Raw genomic sequence first — 14,437 nt, forward strand, 5'->3', positions numbered from 1 at the left:
TGCGCGCCCCGCGACCCGGCGCGCGACCTTGCGAGCGATCAACGTCCCGGCCGCACGACCCGACCCGCGACCAGCACGCCGACGGCGACGGTCACGATCAGCAGCGTCGCGAGCGCGTTGATCTGCGGCGACACGCCCAGCCGGACGCTGGAATACACGACCATCGGCAGGGTCGAACTGCCCGGCCCGGAGGTGAAGCTCGCGACCACCAGATCATCGAACGACAGCGTGAACGCCAGCAGCCAGCCGGCCGCGAGCGCCGGCCAGAGCAGGGGCACGGTCACGCCCCAGAACGTCCGCCACGGCGGCGCGCCGAGATCGGCGGCGGCCTCCTCCAGCGCGGGGTCCATGCGTACGACGCGTGCCTGCACCACCACGGCCACATAGGCCACCGCAAAGCTCGCATGCGCGATGCCGACCGTCAGCACACCGCGCCCGGACGGCCAGCCGACGACAGACTCCAGCGCGACGAACAGCAGCAGCGAAGACAGCCCGAGGATCACATCCGGCATCACCAGCGGCGCGCTGGTGAACAGCACCAGCAGGCCACGGCCGCGAAACCGCCGATACCGCGCCAGCGCGAGTCCCGCGAGACCGCCAAGTACGGTCGCGACCGTGGCCGCGAGCGCCGCGACCTTGACGCTGATCCACGCCGCGCCCAGCAGCTGATCGTTTTCCAGCAGCGCGCCGTACCACTGCGTCGAGAAACCGCTCCAGACCGTCACCAGACGCGACTCGTTGAACGAATACGCCACCAGCAGCGCGATCGGCAGGTACAGAAACACGAAGCCGAACACCAGCAGGCCGAACACCACCGCGCCGCGTCGCATCAGGCCGCGCCCTCGTCACGCGCGCGCACGCGCTCGAAGATCAGCACCGGAACGGCCAGCGCCAGCAGCAGCGCGACGGCCACGGCCGAGGCCATCGGCCAGTCGCGGTTGGAGAAGAACTCCGTCCACAGCACCTTGCCGATCATCAGCGTATCGGGGCCGCCGAGCAGGTCCGGGATCACGAACTCGCCGACCGCCGGCACGAACACCAGCAGCGCGCCGGCGATGATGCCGGGCATCGCGAGTGGAACCGTCACGCGCCAGAAAACGGCGGTCGGACCGGCACCCAGGTCAGCCGCGGCCTCGCCGAGCGAGCGGTCCATGCGTGCCAGCACGGCATACACCGGCAGCACCATGAACGGCAGATACGCGTAGACCATGCCGAGCACGACGGCGAAGTTGGTGTGCAGCAGTTCCAGCGGCTCGTCGATCAGCCCGAGCCAGATGAGGAATTCGTTCGCGAAGCCGTTGGGCTTGAGGATGCCGATCCACGCGTAGACACGGATCAGAAAACTCGTCCAGAACGGCAGGATCACCGCAAGCAGCAAGGCAAACCGCAGCCGCGGCGCGGCGCGCACGATGCCGAGCGCCATCGGCACGCCAATCAGGATGCAGCCGAGCGTCGCGAATGCGGCGAGCCCCAGGGCACTGAGCCAGGCGTCGAGGTACAGGCCGTCCTGCCACAGCAGCGCGTAGTTCGCGCCGTACAGGTCGAGTGAGTGGGTGCCGTCGGCGGCGGTCGATACAAGCGGCGAGTACGGCGGCTGTCCGAAGCGCGATTCCGACACGCTGATGCGCAGGATCATCGCCAGCGGTGCACCGAAGAACACCGCCATCCAGACCAGCGGGGCGGCGGCCAGCCAGCCGGGACGCGGGCCGGCGGCCCTCACCGGGTCAGCACCCGCCCGTCGTGAATATGCCAGCCGATCCAGAGCGCCTCGCCGCGCCGCGGCAGTCCGCCCGCGGCGACGCCCGCATTCGTGCGCTGGGCGAGTACGCGCTGCCCGCCGGCGAGGTCCAGGTGCAGGATCGAGACATCGCCGAGATACTGGACCTCCGCGAGCTCGCCGTGCGCGCGGTTCGCGAGGTCCACCGGCTCCGCCTCGCTGACCAGCATGCGTTCCGGGCGCACGACCACGCTGACGGCGCTGCCGGCGGCAACGCTGTCGTCGACCGGCGCCCGCACGGAACGCGCGAAGCCGTCGCACTGGATCTCGGCGACCCCCTTCGACTGCGCCAGCACGCGGCCATCGAAACGATTGCTGCTGCCGACAAAGCCCGCGACCAACCGGTTCGCGGGCCGTTCATAGACTTCCTCGGGCGGGGCGACCTGCCACAGCTGACCTTCCGCCATCACGCCGACCCGGCCGGCGAGCGTGAGCGCCTCGTCCTGATCGTGGGTGACCATGATGAAGGTCATGTCCAGCCGGCGCTGGATCGCGGCAAGCTCGAAGCGCGTGTGCTCGCGCAGCCGGCGGTCGAGCGCGGCCAACGGTTCGTCGAGCAGCAGCAGTTTCGGTCGCGGCGCCAGCGCGCGCGCCAGTGCCACACGCTGGCGCTGACCACCGGAGAGCTGATCGGGACGGCGCCGGCCGAATTCCGCCATGTGCACGAGTTCGAGCATCTCGTCGACGCGTGTGCGGATCTGCGCGCGCTCCATGCCGCGCTGGCGCAGGCCGAACGCGATGTTGTCCGCCACACTCAGATGCGGAAACAGCGCATAGGACTGGAACATCGTATGCACCGGCCGGCGGTGGGCCGGCAGGTCCGTGACATCCTGCCCGCCGATGCGGATGCGGCCGGATTCCGGCCGCTCCAGCCCCGCGAGCAGACGCAGCAGTGTGGTCTTGCCGCTGCCGGAGGCGCCGAGCAGGGCGAAGAACTCGCCCTGCCCGATGTTCAGGGATACCGAATCGAGCGCCAGCGTCGATCCATAACGCTTGGTGACCGACTCGATTTCGACCAGCGGCGCGGATACGCCGCCGCCATCGCTCAACGTCCGGCCTTGATGCGGGTCCACACCCGCGAGCGCGTGCGTTGCTGGGCGCCGCTCTGTTCGGCCGGCGAATGCAGCTTCGCGCGCACCTCCGCGGGCGGATAGACGCTGGGATCGTCACGCACCTCGGCCGAAACGAATTCCAGTGCCGCGGCATTCGCGCTCGGGTAGACCACCTCGTCGGTGATCCGCGCAATGACCTTCGGGCGCATCAGGAAATCGATGAACCGGTGCGCATTGTCCGGATGCGGCGCATCGGCCGGGATTGCCATCACGTCATTGGCGAGCAACGCGCCCTGGGCGGGCACCAGATAGCGAATCTCGTTGCCGTTGTTGGCCTCGACGGCACGATCGCGGGCCTGCAGGATGTCGCCGGAATAGCCGTGCGCGATGCACAGATCGCCATTGGCGAGATCGTTGATGTACTGCGAGGAATGGAAATAGCGGATGTTCTTGCGCACGGCCGCGAATGTCTTCTCGGCGACACCCATGTCCGCGCTGGTGCTGGAATCCGGGTTCTTGCCGGCATAAAACAGCGCACCGGCCAGCCCCTCGGTCGAGTCATCCAGCACACTGATGCCGCATGCGCCGAGCTTAGACGAAACCGCGGGATCGAAGATCAGCCCCCAGCCCATCGGCATCGGCGTGTCGCCAAGTGCCGCCTTGACCTTCGCGACGTTATAGCCGAGGCCCGTGGAACTCCACATGTACGGCACCAGGTGCGCATTGCCCGGGTCGATGCCCGAGAGCTGCTTCATGATGTTCGCGTCGAGGTTGGCGTACTGCGTGAACTTCGACTTGTCGAGGGCGCGGTAGAGCTTCGCCTGCAGATGGCGGGCGGCAAACGGCCGGTCGGTCGGGAACACCACGTCATAGCCGCTGTTGCCGGCAAGCAGCTTGGCCTCGAGGATCTCGTTGCTGTCGTAGACGTCGTACACGACCTTGATGCCAGTCTCCGCGGAGAACTCCTCGAGCACGTCGGTCGCGATGTAATCGCTCCAGTTGAAGACGTTCAGAACGGGCTCTTCCGCGGCCCGCAGCGGTGCCGCCGCAAACAACGCGACGGCAATGAGGCAACCACGCAGCGATTTCATGAATCGACGACCTCTGAGAAAAGGGAATCCCGGGACTCGCGCCATGCCGACCGCCCGAGGGAAGGGGCAGCAATCCAGACAGCGCGCGGGGGAAGGTCGAACAACCGTCCCGCGCGGCAAATCATACGCCGCAGTCAGCCGCCCTGCGCGCGAATCCGGCGCAGGATGGCGGCGACCAGGTCGCGCTCCATCTCGCGGCGCACAAAGGTCTCTTCCTCGGCGCGGCCGACGACCTGGGTCTCGTCGTAAAGCTGTTCGCGGACGACCTGGAGTTCCTGCGACTCGATCAGCGTCCCGCCGGCGGCGGACCGCAGATCGAAACGGGCGGACAGGGTCAGCTCGCGCTCGCGCACCCGCCCGTCGGCACCGACCGAGAGCGTGCGCCGCTCGAAGCGTGAATTCAGCAGCCGCAGCGCGGAACCCGAGCCGTCGTCGACGACCCGCGCCCCGGCCGCCTCGAGCTGACGGCGCAGGCCCTGGACGAGCGGGTCGAAGGCATCGCCGACGACCGCGACCGTGCCGAGCGAGGCCGGCAGGGGCTCGTCACCGCGCAGGTGAAAACCGCAGCCTGCGAGCAGAAACAGGCCGGCCAAGATCGTCGCTGAGGCAATCCGCTTGGAAAAACGCATCGGGCTACCCGTCAGTCCGAAACCACGAGATTGACCAGTTTGCCCGGAACGACCACGGCTTTGCGAATCGAGCGGCCCGCGGTGAAGCGGCGTACGTCCGGATGCGCCCGGGCGATGGCCTCGAGTTCGGACTGGTCGGCGTCCGACGGGGCCTCGGTCTCGCCGCGCTTCTTGCCGTTGACCATCAGCACGATCCGCTTCGTGTCGCGCACCAGGGCGCGCGGATCGACCTCCGGCCAGCCGGCATCCAGCACCTCGTCGCCGTAGCCGAGTTCGCGCCACAGCTCGTGTGCAACGTGCGGCGCGATCGGCGCCAGCAGGCGCAGCACGACGCCCATGCCCTCGACCAGGGTCGCCTCGTCGGCGGGTTGGTCGCCGAGTTTGTAGAGCGTGTTGACGATGGTCATGCAGGTCGACACGACCGTGTTGAACTGGTTGCGCTCGTAGTCGAAGTTCGCCTTTTTCAGCGCGCTGTGAATCTCGAAGCGCGCATCGGCATTGGCGCCGTTCGCCGCCGCAGGCCGGCCGTAGAACGCCGTGCGACGCTCGGCGGCCAGCGCCCACAGGCGTTTCAGAAACCGGTGCGCACCCTCGACGCCGGCATCGCTCCACTCCAGCGTCTGCTCCGGCGGCGCGGTGAACATCATGTACAGGCGCACGGTATCGGCGCCGTAGCGCTCGACCAGCGACTGCGGATCGATGCCGTTGCGCTTGGATTTCGACATGGTGCCGATGCCGTCGTAATCGACCGGCCGGCCGTCGGCCTTGCTGGTCGCGGCGGTGACGTTGCCGGCCGCATCGCGCGTGAGTTCGACCTCGTCCGGCGCGAAATACACCACGCCGCCCTTCTCGGTGCGACGCTTGAAGATGTGGTTGAGCACCATGCCCTGGGTCAGCAGGCGCACAAACGGCTCGTCGTATTCGACCAGCCCGGTGTCGCGCATGACGCGGCTCCAGAAGCGCGAATACAGCAGGTGCAGGATCGCGTGTTCGATGCCGCCGATGTACTGGTCGACCGGCATCCAATACCGGGCGCCGGCGTCCACGGGCGCGGCGTCCGCCTTCGGGCTGCAATAGCGCGCGTAGTACCAGGACGAATCCACGAAGGTGTCCATGGTGTCGGTCTCGCGCCGTGCCGGCGCGCCGCACTTCGGGCATTCGGTGTTGATGAAGTCCTCGCGCGTGCGCAGCGGATTGCCGCTGCCGTCAGGCACGCAGTCCTCGGGCAGCACGACCGGCAGCTCGCTGCCCGGCACCGGCACCACGCCGCAGGTCTCGCAGTGCACCAGCGGGATCGGGCAACCCCAGTAACGCTGCCGCGAGATGCCCCAGTCACGCAGCCGGTACTGCCGCTGTCGGTCGCCGAGACCGTGACCGGCGAGGCTCGCCGCGATGGCATCGACGGCGGCTGCGTAATCGAGCCCGTCGTACGCGCCGGAGTTCACGCAGCGACCGCGCGTCTTGTCCGCGTACCAGTCCTGCCAGGCCTCGGTCGAGAACGTCTCGCCGTCCACCGCGATGACCTGCTGGATCGGCAGGCCATAGCGCTGCGCGAAATGAAAGTCGCGCTCGTCGTGCGCGGGCACGGCCATGACCGCCCCTTCGCCGTAACCCATGAGCACGTAGTTACCGACCCACACGGGAACCTCGGCACCGGTCAGCGGATGGGTCACGGAGATGCCCGTGGGCATGCCCTTTTTCTCGATCGTCGCGAGATCGGCCTCCATGACTGAACCGTGCCGGCACTCGGCGATGAAGGCGGCGAGTTGCGGATTGTCGCGCGCCGCGCGCTCGGCGAGCGGGTGTTCGGCCGCGACCGCGCAGAAGGTCACGCCCATGATGGTGTCGGCGCGGGTCGTGAACACCCACAGCTGGCCGGGCTCGCCATCCAGCTCATAGGGGAACGCGAAGCGCACGCCCTCGCTGCGGCCGATCCAGTTCGCCTGCATCGCGCGCACGCGCTCGGGCCATTCCGGCAGCTGCTCGAGCCCGTCGAGCAGTTCGTCCGCATAGCGCGTGATCGCGAGGTAGTACATCGGGATCTCGCGCTTTTCGACCGGCGCGCCGGTGCGCCAGCCGCGGCCGTCGATGACCTGCTCGTTCGCGAGCACGGTCTGGTCGACCGGGTCCCAGTTCACGACACCGGTCTTCTGATAGGCGATGCCGCTTTCGAGCATGCGCAGGAACAGCCACTGGTTCCAGTGATAGTAGTCGGGCTGGCAGGTCGCGAGTTCGCGCGACCAGTCGATGCCGAAACCGAGCGCGCGCAACTGGCCGCGCATGTAGTCGATGTTGTCCCAGGTCCATTTCGCGGGCGGCACGCCGTTGGCGATGGCGGCGTTTTCGGCCGGCAGCCCGAAGGCATCCCAGCCCATCGGCTGCAGGACGTTCTTGCCGAGCATGCGCTGGCGGCGCGTGATCACGTCGCCAATGGTGTAGTTGCGCACATGGCCCATGTGCAGCCGTCCGCTCGGGTACGGGAACATGGACAGGCAGTAGAACTTCTCCCGGTCCGGGTCCTCGCTGGCGCGGAAGCGGCCCTGTTCATCCCAGTGACGTTGCGCATCGGCCTCGATGCGCGCGGGGTCGTAGATCGGCTCCATGGGGGATTGTTCTGGATCGGCGCGGCGCTGAAAGGCCGCGAAGCTTACCGCAAATGACCCGCCGCCTGCCGTATCGCGCGGGCCTGAACGACCCGGCGCGAACGCCGAAATCCGCGATTTCCTTGACCCCGACGTGCGTGGCACGCGGCCGCTTGATCTATGATCGGGACCAGTCGCCCCGGGAGGTCCACATGAGCGAGAACGAACCGCAGCACCACGAGCGCATGAAACGCCTGACCGACGCCTACGAGCGCATGCTCGAACACGTCTCCAGCGCGATCGACAAGGCCGGGCACGAGACCCTGCCCACACTCAAGCGCCTGCTGGCCGATGCGCGCGAGGCCGCGGTCGAGTTCGGCGAGATCACCCGCGAGGAGGCCGAGAAGGTCTCGCACTGGGTACACCGGGACGTGGAACACGCCGCGGAGTTCCAGCAGCGCACCGGCAACGAACTGCGCGACTGGCTGCGCTTCGACATCGAGCAGGTCGAGGCGCGGTTCATGGACTGGTTCGCGCTGGCGACCGACACCAGCCGTGTGGTGCTGGGCCAGTGGGCCGAACGCGCGAGCCACTATCACACCGGCGAGATCACCGGCCCCGGTCGACTGACCTGCGAGAACTGCGGTGCGCATGTCACGCTGCGTGCAGCCGGTCCGGTGCCGCATTGCCCGCAATGCGACGGTACGGAGTTCCAGCGCGAGGAGCCTTAGCAGCCTATTGAAAAAGGTCCATCCACGGCCTTATCAACGTCGCAACCGAAAAGCGCGGTTTTCGGTTGCTCACAGGCCGTTGAAAAGAGAATTTCAGCAGCCGGTCAATCCGTAGTAACGACCGCGCCGATCGGCCTTGGCGGTGCCGGTGCACGAAATCGCTCGCCACGAAACGGCATCAGCAGCATCTGGTCCAGCCGCGTGTCGCGGCGGTCGCGAAAGCGTTCCAGACCGATCTCCATGCTTTCGTGATCCTGAAACGGGCGCTGGCGCGCGGTGCCGAACAGATGGTCGAACCAGGGAAAGTTCTGCCCATAGTTGCTGTCGGTATAGCGCCGATCACTGGAATGGTGCAGGCGGTGGAAATCCGGTGTCACGATGAAATACCGGAGCCAACGCTCGATCTTTTCCGGAATCCGCACGTTGGCGTGACTGAACAGGTCGTGCAGCACGCCGAACGCCTCGTACAGAATCAGCGCCCACAGCGGCGCGCCCAGCGCCACCACGACCGGCAGTCGCAACAGCGCCATGACCAGCACCACCAGCGGGTGCGAGCGATAGGTCAGCGTGACATCGAATTCCGTATCGCTGTGATGCACGGCATGCAACCGCCACAGCAGCGGCGAACGGTGCATCCATCGGTGATAGAGATACAGCGTCAGGTCCATCACCAGAAAGGTGACGATCAGCGAGGCAACCGCGCCGGGTTCCCACCATTGCAGCAATCCGAACTGCTGCTGGTCCACCCACCAGGCGGTGGACAGAATCAGGGCGAGTTTGACCCAGTCGGCGGCGAGAATGCTGACCAGCGTAAGGCCCAGATTATTGAGCCAGCGCCAGCCCAGCGTGGCGGTGATGTTTCGTCGGGGAACGGTGGATTCCGCCAGCGCGACCACCACGAAGCCGAACACCATGGCGGCGAGGATGATCTCGCCCTCGTGTTCCAGAAGGAACGCTTCCACCGGCGGGATTCGATCGAAACGGGCACGGTGACCGTTGCGGCCACCGTGCCCGGGACTTCTGTCAGCGCTTGCGACTCTTCAGCACGCGAGCCGCCGCGACCGCCGCAACGACCGCAAGACCGCCCAGTGCCCAGGGCGAGTCAATCGGTACCGAGGTCGGCGGCAGGCCAGCCAGGGCCGAACCAGAAACCAGTGCAGCCGCCACCGCAACAACAGACTTGAACATTTGCATGATCGATCTCCAAAAATCCTTGGGATTCCGCGCGCCGGCCATCTTGTCAGATGCTGGTTTTCGATTCAAATTCCCGATCGGCCGGACCGGCGAGCGCCCCCTGTCATTGGGCTGAATGCGTGCGCCGCCACGGTCGCCCGAACAGAAACGACACCAACGCGATCAGTACCGCCGGCCAGTCGCCGAACCGCACATAGGGCGTCGCGCCGGCCCGGGGCTGGAGGTCGGCGATCAAGACATGCTCGGCGAACTGCGGCGAACGCACGCTGACACGACCGTCGGCGTCGATCACCGCACTGATGCCGGTGTTCGTTGCGCGCAACATCCAGCGCCCGGTTTCCAGCGAGCGCATGCGGGCGATTTCCAGGTGCTGATGCGGGGCCAGGGAATCACCAAACCATGCGTCGTTGGACGCATTGAGCAGAAACCGCGCCTGCGGCAGTGCCGCGCGGGTCTCCCGCCCGAACGCATCCTCGTAGCAGATGCTCGCCGCGGCCTGGTAGCGGCCCACGTCGAGCAGGGGCGGTTCATCCGGGCCGGCGCTGAACCGCGACATCGGAATCTCCAACCAAGTCAGCAGCGGCCGCAACCATGCGTCGAACGGCAGATATTCGCCAAACGGCACGAGATGGCGTTTCGCGTAGACCTGCTCGCCGCCGCCGGCAAAACTCACCAGCGCGTTGAAATATTCGCGCCCCGGCTCATACGGCACACCCACGACCAGTGTCGTGCCCTGCCCCGCCAGTTCCGCGGCGAGCGGACGCAGCCATTCGTCGGCGACCGATTCAAAGAATGCCGGAACGGCCGTCTCCGGCCAGACCACCAGATCGGCCGCGCCGGCATCCCGGCTCAGTCGGGAATACAGCGCCAGCGTCTTCCAGCGCTGCGTCGGCAGCCACTTTTGTTCCTGCGCAATCGCGCCCTGAACCGCGGCGACCCGAAACGGCCCATCCACCGGCTGTGTCCACTGCATGCGCGCCGAGAAATGCGCGGCCGGCCACACAAGTGCCGCGCCTAAGAGCAACGTTACGTATACAACCGAGCGCTCGCGCAGTGCGCCCGCCAGCGCCGCCGCGGCAAAGGCAAGCGCGAGACCGATCAGATACACGCCGCCGACGGGCGCCAGCCCCGCGAGACCGGCATCGACCTGCGAATAGCCAAGACTCAGCCACGGAAACCCGGTCAGCGCCCAGCCGCGCAGCCACTCGATCAGCAGCCACGCACCCGCGAAGGCGACCACGCGTGACGCGCCCGGTGCCGCGCGCGCGCCCAGCCATAGCGCAAGCGCCGGAAACACCGCCAACAACGCAACAAACGCCGCCGTGATCACGACTGCCAGCGGCGTGCCGACATTGCCGAACTGATCGACAGAGACCACGACCCAGGACACGCCGGCACCGAACTGGCCAAGGCCGAATCCGTAGCCGAGTGCGAAAGCGCGACGTCCGCGCGCGGACCATGCGAGCACAAACAGCGCGGCCAGGGCCGCCGGTGCAAACCAGCGCCACTCGAACGGCGCGAATGCAAGCACCGACGCGGCGCCCGAGACCGGTGCGAACGCAAACGCGAGCCAGGCGCGCCGGCGCGCGCCCGACGCAGCCTGGTTCATGCGCTGTCGCCGGGACCGGCGTCTTCGAGCGGCGGCGGTGCCTCGATACGCAGCAGGTGGATTCGGCGCGCATCGGCGCGCAGCACCTCGATGCGGAAGCGGTCTACGGTGATCTGCTCGCCACGCTTGGGCACATGGCCCAGCTGTTTGACCACGAGTCCGCCGATGGTGTCGACCTCGTTGGCATCGAACGCCGCATCGAAGTAATCGTTGAAATCCTCGAGCGGCGTTGCCGCCTTGACCGTGAACAGCGTCGAATCCAGTTTGAGGATGTCCGTATCCTCGTCGAAGTCGTACTCGTCCTCTATATCGCCGACGATCTGTTCGAGCACGTCTTCGATCGTGACCAGACCGGAAGCCGCGCCGAACTCATCGACCACGATCGCCATGTGATTGCGATTCGCGCGGAATTCCTTGAGCAGGACGTTCAGTCGCTTGGCCTCGGGCACGAACACGGCGGGCCTGAGGATCTGCCTCATGTCGAAGCGCTCGTTGCCGGCCGCACTGAAGCCGAGCAGGTCCTTGGCGAGCACGATGCCGACGACCCGCGCGCGATCGTCACCGAGCACCGGGAAGCGCGAATGCGCCGACTCGATCACCGCTTCAAGAATGGTTTCCAGCGGGTCGTCGCGTCCGACCGCAACGATCTGCGCGCGCGGGATCATGACATCGCGCACCTGCATCTCCGAGACATGCAGCACGCCCTCGATCATCGCGAGCGCCTCGCCGTCGATCAGCTCGCGCTCGCGCGCGCCGCGCAGGACCGTGACGAGTTCCTCGCGATCGCCAGGAATCCCGAGCAGCGCCCGGCGCAGCCGCTGATACCAGCCGGCCTTTTCGCCGGGACGCGATCCTTTGCGCATGCGGATCATCCGGCGCGGGGTCGGGCGACGCCGGCCGCCGTTGCGAACTCAGCCCCGCCGGGCGGCGGGCCTATAGGGCCATCGGGACTCATGCCACCTCGCGTGGCTCGTAAGGATCGGAGAAGCCTAAACCGGCCAGGATTTCCGCTTCAAGCGCCTCCATGGCCTCGGCCTCGTCGTCGCGCTCGTGGTCGAGTCCGGCCAGATGCAACGCGCCATGGACGACCATGTGCGCCCAGTGCGCGTCGACGGGCTTGCCCTGTTCGGCCGCTTCGCGCGCGACGACCGGGGCGCAGACGACGAGATCGCCGAGCGGCGCATCCGGCCCGGAATCGGCATCGCCGAGTGGAAACGACAGCACGTTGGTCGCGTAGTCGCGCCCGCGCCAGTCGCGGTTCAGCGCCGCGCCTTCACGCTCGTTGACGATGCGGATGGTGACTTCGCCCGGCACGTCGACACGGCGGAGCGCCGCCTGCGCCCAGGCGCGCAGCAGCGGCGCAAGCGGGATGTCGCCGCCGCGCGTGGCACGTTGTACCCAGATGCGATTCAAGTGTCCTGCCCGGCGTCGGGCGGGGTTGCGGATGCGCGTGCGTCCCACGCGTCGTAGGCGTCCACGATCTTCTGCACCAATGGGTGACGCACGACGTCCGACGAAGTGAAAAACGTGAACGAGATGCCAGGCACCTCGCGCAACACGCGCGTGACTTCACGCAGCCCCGAACGGCTCGCCTGTGGCAGGTCGATCTGGGTGATGTCGCCCGTCACGACGGCGGTCGAACCAAAGCCGATGCGGGTCAGGAACATCTTCATCTGCTCGGTCGTGGCGTTCTGGGCCTCATCGAGGATGATGAACGCATCGTTGAGGGTCCGTCCGCGCATGTAGGCCAGCGGCGCGATCTCGATGACATTGCGATCGATGAGTTTTGCAACACGCTCGAAGCCGAGCATTTCGTAAAGTGCGTCATACAGCGGGCGCAGGTACGGGTCGATCTTCTGCGCGAGATCGCCGGGCAGGAACCCCAGCCGTTCGCCCGCTTCGACCGCGGGACGTGTCAGCACCAGACGACGCACGCGGTCGCGCTCGAGCGCGTCCACGGCGCAGGCCACGGCGAGATAGGTCTTGCCGGTGCCGGCCGGCCCGATGCCGAAGTTCAGGTCGCCGCGCCGGATGCTCTCGACATAGGCGCGCTGCTGCGGCCCGCGCGGACGAACGACGCCGCTGCGGGTGCGGATCGTCGCGGGGTCGCCGGCCGGCGCGCGCGCGATGTCGTTCAGCCCGGATTCCTGCAGAAACAGGTGTATGCGCGCCGGCGTCAGGGGCTCGGCCCGCGCGGTCTCGTACAGCGACTTCAGCAGCTCGGCCGCGGTCGCCACGTCGGCGGGATTGCCGAGAATCGTGAAGTCGTGGCCGCGATTGTTGATCTCGACGCCCAGACGCCGTTCGATCTGGCGCAGGTGCTCATCGAGCTGCCCGCAGAGATTCGACAGCCGCTCGTTGTCCTCGGGTTCGAGCCGCAGGCGCAGCGCACGGGCCTCGCCGGCGGCGACCTCAGGCACAGGCACGCACGCTGGAGACCGGTCCGGCCAGGCGGCCGCGCAGGGAGTTGGGCAGGGCCTCGGTGATGCGCACCTCGACGAATTCGCCGATCAGCGAGGGATCACCGGCGAAGTTCACGACCCGGTTGTTGCCGGTACGGCCGGCGAGCATCAGCGGGTCCTTGCGCGAAGGGCCGTCGACCAGCACCCGCTCTACGCTGCCGACCATGGCCGCACTGATGTCCGCCGCGAATGCGTCGATACGCGCCTGCAGGCGCGCGAGCCGTGCCTTCTTGACCTCGATCGGCACGTCATCGGGCAGCGCCGCGGCCGGCGTACCCGGACGCGCCGAGTAGATGAAGCTGAAGCTCTGGTCGAAACCGATCTCTTCGATCAGGGCCATGGTGGCCTCGAAATCCGCGTCGGTTTCGCCGGGAAAGCCGACGATGAAATCCGAGGAGATGCTGATCCCCGGGCGTGCTTCGCGCAGGCGCGCGATGCGCTCGCGGTAGTAGGCCGCGTCGTGGCCGCGCTTCATCGCGGCGAGCACCCGGTCCGAACCGCTCTGCACCGGCAGGTGCAGAAAGCCCACCAGGCTCTCGACCTCGGCGAACGCATCGATCAGTTCGTCGGAGAGTTCGGCCGGATGCGAGGTCGTGAAGCGAATGCGCTCGATGCCGGGAATCCGTGCGACATAGCGGATCAGCAGCGCCAGATCCGCCTGGGCGCCGTCGTCCATGGGACCCGCATAGGCGTTCACGTTCTGGCCGAGCAGGGTGACTTCGCGCACGCCCTGGCGGGCCAGCTGCGCGCATTCGGTGACGACGCTCTCGACCGGTCGCGAGACCTCCTCGCCGCGCGTGTACGGAACGACGCAGAAGGTGCAGTAGCGCGAGCAGCCTTCCATGACCGAAACGAAGGCCCGCGGACCGTCGGCACGCGGCGCCGGCAGGTGGTCGAACTTCTCGATCTCGGGAAAGCGCACGTCGATGGCCGGGCGCCGCGCCCGGCGCACGGACTCGACCAGCTCCGGCAGCCGGTGCAGCGTCTGCGGGCCGAAGACGATATCCACGTACGGTGCCCGCGCCCGCAGGGCCTCGCCCTCCTGGCTCGCCACGCAGCCGCCGACGCCGATGATCAGGGCCGGTCGCTGCTGTTTGAGCAGCTTCCAGCGGCCGAGCTGCGAGAACACCTTCTCCTGCGCCTTTTCACGAATCGAGCAGGTGTTCAGGAGCAGGATGTCGGCGTCCTCGGCACAGTCGACGCACTCCACCCCGCGCGCGCTGACCAGCAGATCGGCCATGCGCGAGGAGTCGTATTCGTTCATCTGACAGCCGTGCGTCAGGACAAAAAGCTTGTCGGCCATGGGGCGG

General features: G+C 67.3%; 14 protein-coding genes. 1 reads left to right on the forward strand and 13 read right to left on the reverse strand.

Translation table 11 applies throughout. The features are described from left to right. Positions 1–38: 38 nt before the first annotated feature. From KDG50_14680 to KDG50_14705, 6 genes are all read right to left on the reverse strand, one after another. A complete protein-coding gene (locus KDG50_14680) occupies positions 39–830 on the reverse strand; it encodes an ABC transporter permease subunit (GenBank protein MCB1866661.1) in 792 nt (263 codons plus the stop codon). Next, on the reverse strand, positions 830–1,666 hold the full coding sequence (locus KDG50_14685) for an ABC transporter permease subunit (GenBank protein ID MCB1866662.1): 837 nt from the start codon (positions 1,664–1,666) through the stop codon (positions 830–832). Before KDG50_14685 ends, KDG50_14680 begins: the two co-directional genes overlap by 1 nt. Positions 1,667–1,716: 50 nt before the next feature. Continuing rightward, positions 1,717–2,826 carry an ABC transporter ATP-binding protein gene (locus tag KDG50_14690; GenBank protein ID MCB1866663.1) on the reverse strand — a complete coding sequence of 370 codons (1,110 nt, stop codon included), beginning with the start codon at positions 2,824–2,826 and terminating at the stop codon, positions 1,717–1,719. Further along, positions 2,823–3,920, reverse strand: coding sequence for a polyamine ABC transporter substrate-binding protein (locus KDG50_14695; protein ID MCB1866664.1), 1,098 nt, complete (start codon positions 3,918–3,920; stop codon positions 2,823–2,825). Before KDG50_14695 ends, KDG50_14690 begins: the two co-directional genes overlap by 4 nt. A gap of 134 nt (positions 3,921–4,054) precedes the next feature. Beyond that, positions 4,055–4,549: a hypothetical protein gene (locus KDG50_14700; GenBank protein MCB1866665.1), complete on the reverse strand. Its 495-nt coding sequence runs from the start codon at positions 4,547–4,549 to the stop codon at positions 4,055–4,057. A gap of 11 nt (positions 4,550–4,560) precedes the next feature. Then, positions 4,561–7,152 (reverse strand): leucine--tRNA ligase, encoded by a 2,592-nt coding sequence (locus tag KDG50_14705; protein ID MCB1866666.1) that lies wholly within the window; start codon positions 7,150–7,152, stop codon positions 4,561–4,563. Between the two features lie 191 nt (positions 7,153–7,343). Between KDG50_14705 and KDG50_14710 the strand changes: the two genes are divergently transcribed. After that, positions 7,344–7,862, forward strand: coding sequence for a zinc ribbon-containing protein (locus tag KDG50_14710; GenBank protein MCB1866667.1), 519 nt, complete (start codon positions 7,344–7,346; stop codon positions 7,860–7,862). 104 nt (positions 7,863–7,966) lie between these two features. Here the strand turns inward: KDG50_14710 and KDG50_14715 are convergent, their stop codons facing one another. The 7 genes from KDG50_14715 to miaB form a co-directional block, all read right to left on the reverse strand. After that, a complete protein-coding gene (locus tag KDG50_14715; protein ID MCB1866668.1) occupies positions 7,967–8,824 on the reverse strand; it encodes a sterol desaturase family protein in 858 nt (285 codons plus the stop codon). A 61-nt stretch (positions 8,825–8,885) separates the two neighbouring features. Then, a complete protein-coding gene (locus KDG50_14720) occupies positions 8,886–9,098 on the reverse strand; it encodes a hypothetical protein (GenBank protein MCB1866669.1) in 213 nt (70 codons plus the stop codon). Between the two features lie 61 nt (positions 9,099–9,159). Next, positions 9,160–10,665, reverse strand: a complete 1,506-nt coding sequence (gene lnt / locus KDG50_14725; GenBank protein ID MCB1866670.1) for an apolipoprotein N-acyltransferase — start codon at positions 10,663–10,665, stop codon at positions 9,160–9,162. Beyond that, positions 10,662–11,528, reverse strand: a complete 867-nt coding sequence (locus KDG50_14730) for a CBS domain-containing protein (GenBank protein ID MCB1866671.1) — start codon at positions 11,526–11,528, stop codon at positions 10,662–10,664. The genes lnt and KDG50_14730 overlap by 4 nt, the downstream gene beginning before the upstream one ends. 88 nt (positions 11,529–11,616) lie before the next feature. Then, entirely contained in the window at positions 11,617–12,078 is a 462-nt protein-coding gene (gene ybeY / locus KDG50_14735; GenBank protein MCB1866672.1) for an rRNA maturation RNase YbeY, read from the reverse strand. Beyond that, a complete protein-coding gene (locus KDG50_14740; GenBank protein MCB1866673.1) occupies positions 12,075–13,052 on the reverse strand; it encodes a PhoH family protein in 978 nt (325 codons plus the stop codon). The genes ybeY and KDG50_14740 overlap by 4 nt, the downstream gene beginning before the upstream one ends. 25 nt (positions 13,053–13,077) lie before the next feature. Beyond that, the gene (gene miaB, locus KDG50_14745) at positions 13,078–14,430 is read right to left on the reverse strand and encodes a tRNA (N6-isopentenyl adenosine(37)-C2)-methylthiotransferase MiaB (GenBank protein MCB1866674.1); all 1,353 of its coding nucleotides are present in this window, start codon (positions 14,428–14,430) and stop codon (positions 13,078–13,080) included. Positions 14,431–14,437 lie beyond the last annotated feature (7 nt).

The sequence above is a fragment of the Chromatiales bacterium genome, from assembly GCA_020445605.1.
Taxonomy (GTDB): Bacteria; Pseudomonadota; Gammaproteobacteria; order JAGRGH01; family JAGRGH01; genus JAGRGH01.

What these genes read in the sequence shown, in the direction of transcription:
- KDG50_14680 (MCB1866661.1), bottom strand. Translation starts at nt 830, where the DNA reads ATGCGACGCGGCGCGGTGGTGTTCGGCCTGCTGGTGTTCGGCTTCGTG.
- KDG50_14685 (MCB1866662.1), bottom strand. Translation starts at nt 1,666, where the DNA reads ATGGCGGTGTTCTTCGGTGCACCGCTGGCGATGATCCTGCGCATCAGC.
- KDG50_14695 (MCB1866664.1), bottom strand. Translation starts at nt 3,920, where the DNA reads ATGAAATCGCTGCGTGGTTGCCTCATTGCCGTCGCGTTGTTTGCGGCG.
- KDG50_14700 (MCB1866665.1), bottom strand. Translation starts at nt 4,549, where the DNA reads ATGCGTTTTTCCAAGCGGATTGCCTCAGCGACGATCTTGGCCGGCCTG.
- KDG50_14705 (MCB1866666.1), bottom strand. Translation starts at nt 7,152, where the DNA reads ATGGAGCCGATCTACGACCCCGCGCGCATCGAGGCCGATGCGCAACGT.
- KDG50_14710 (MCB1866667.1), top strand. Translation starts at nt 7,344, where the DNA reads ATGAGCGAGAACGAACCGCAGCACCACGAGCGCATGAAACGCCTGACC.
- KDG50_14720 (MCB1866669.1), bottom strand. Translation starts at nt 9,098, where the DNA reads ATGGCCGGCGCGCGGAATCCCAAGGATTTTTGGAGATCGATCATGCAA.
- lnt (MCB1866670.1), bottom strand. Translation starts at nt 10,665, where the DNA reads ATGAACCAGGCTGCGTCGGGCGCGCGCCGGCGCGCCTGGCTCGCGTTT.
- KDG50_14730 (MCB1866671.1), bottom strand. Translation starts at nt 11,528, where the DNA reads ATGCGCAAAGGATCGCGTCCCGGCGAAAAGGCCGGCTGGTATCAGCGG.
- miaB (MCB1866674.1), bottom strand. Translation starts at nt 14,430, where the DNA reads ATGGCCGACAAGCTTTTTGTCCTGACGCACGGCTGTCAGATGAACGAA.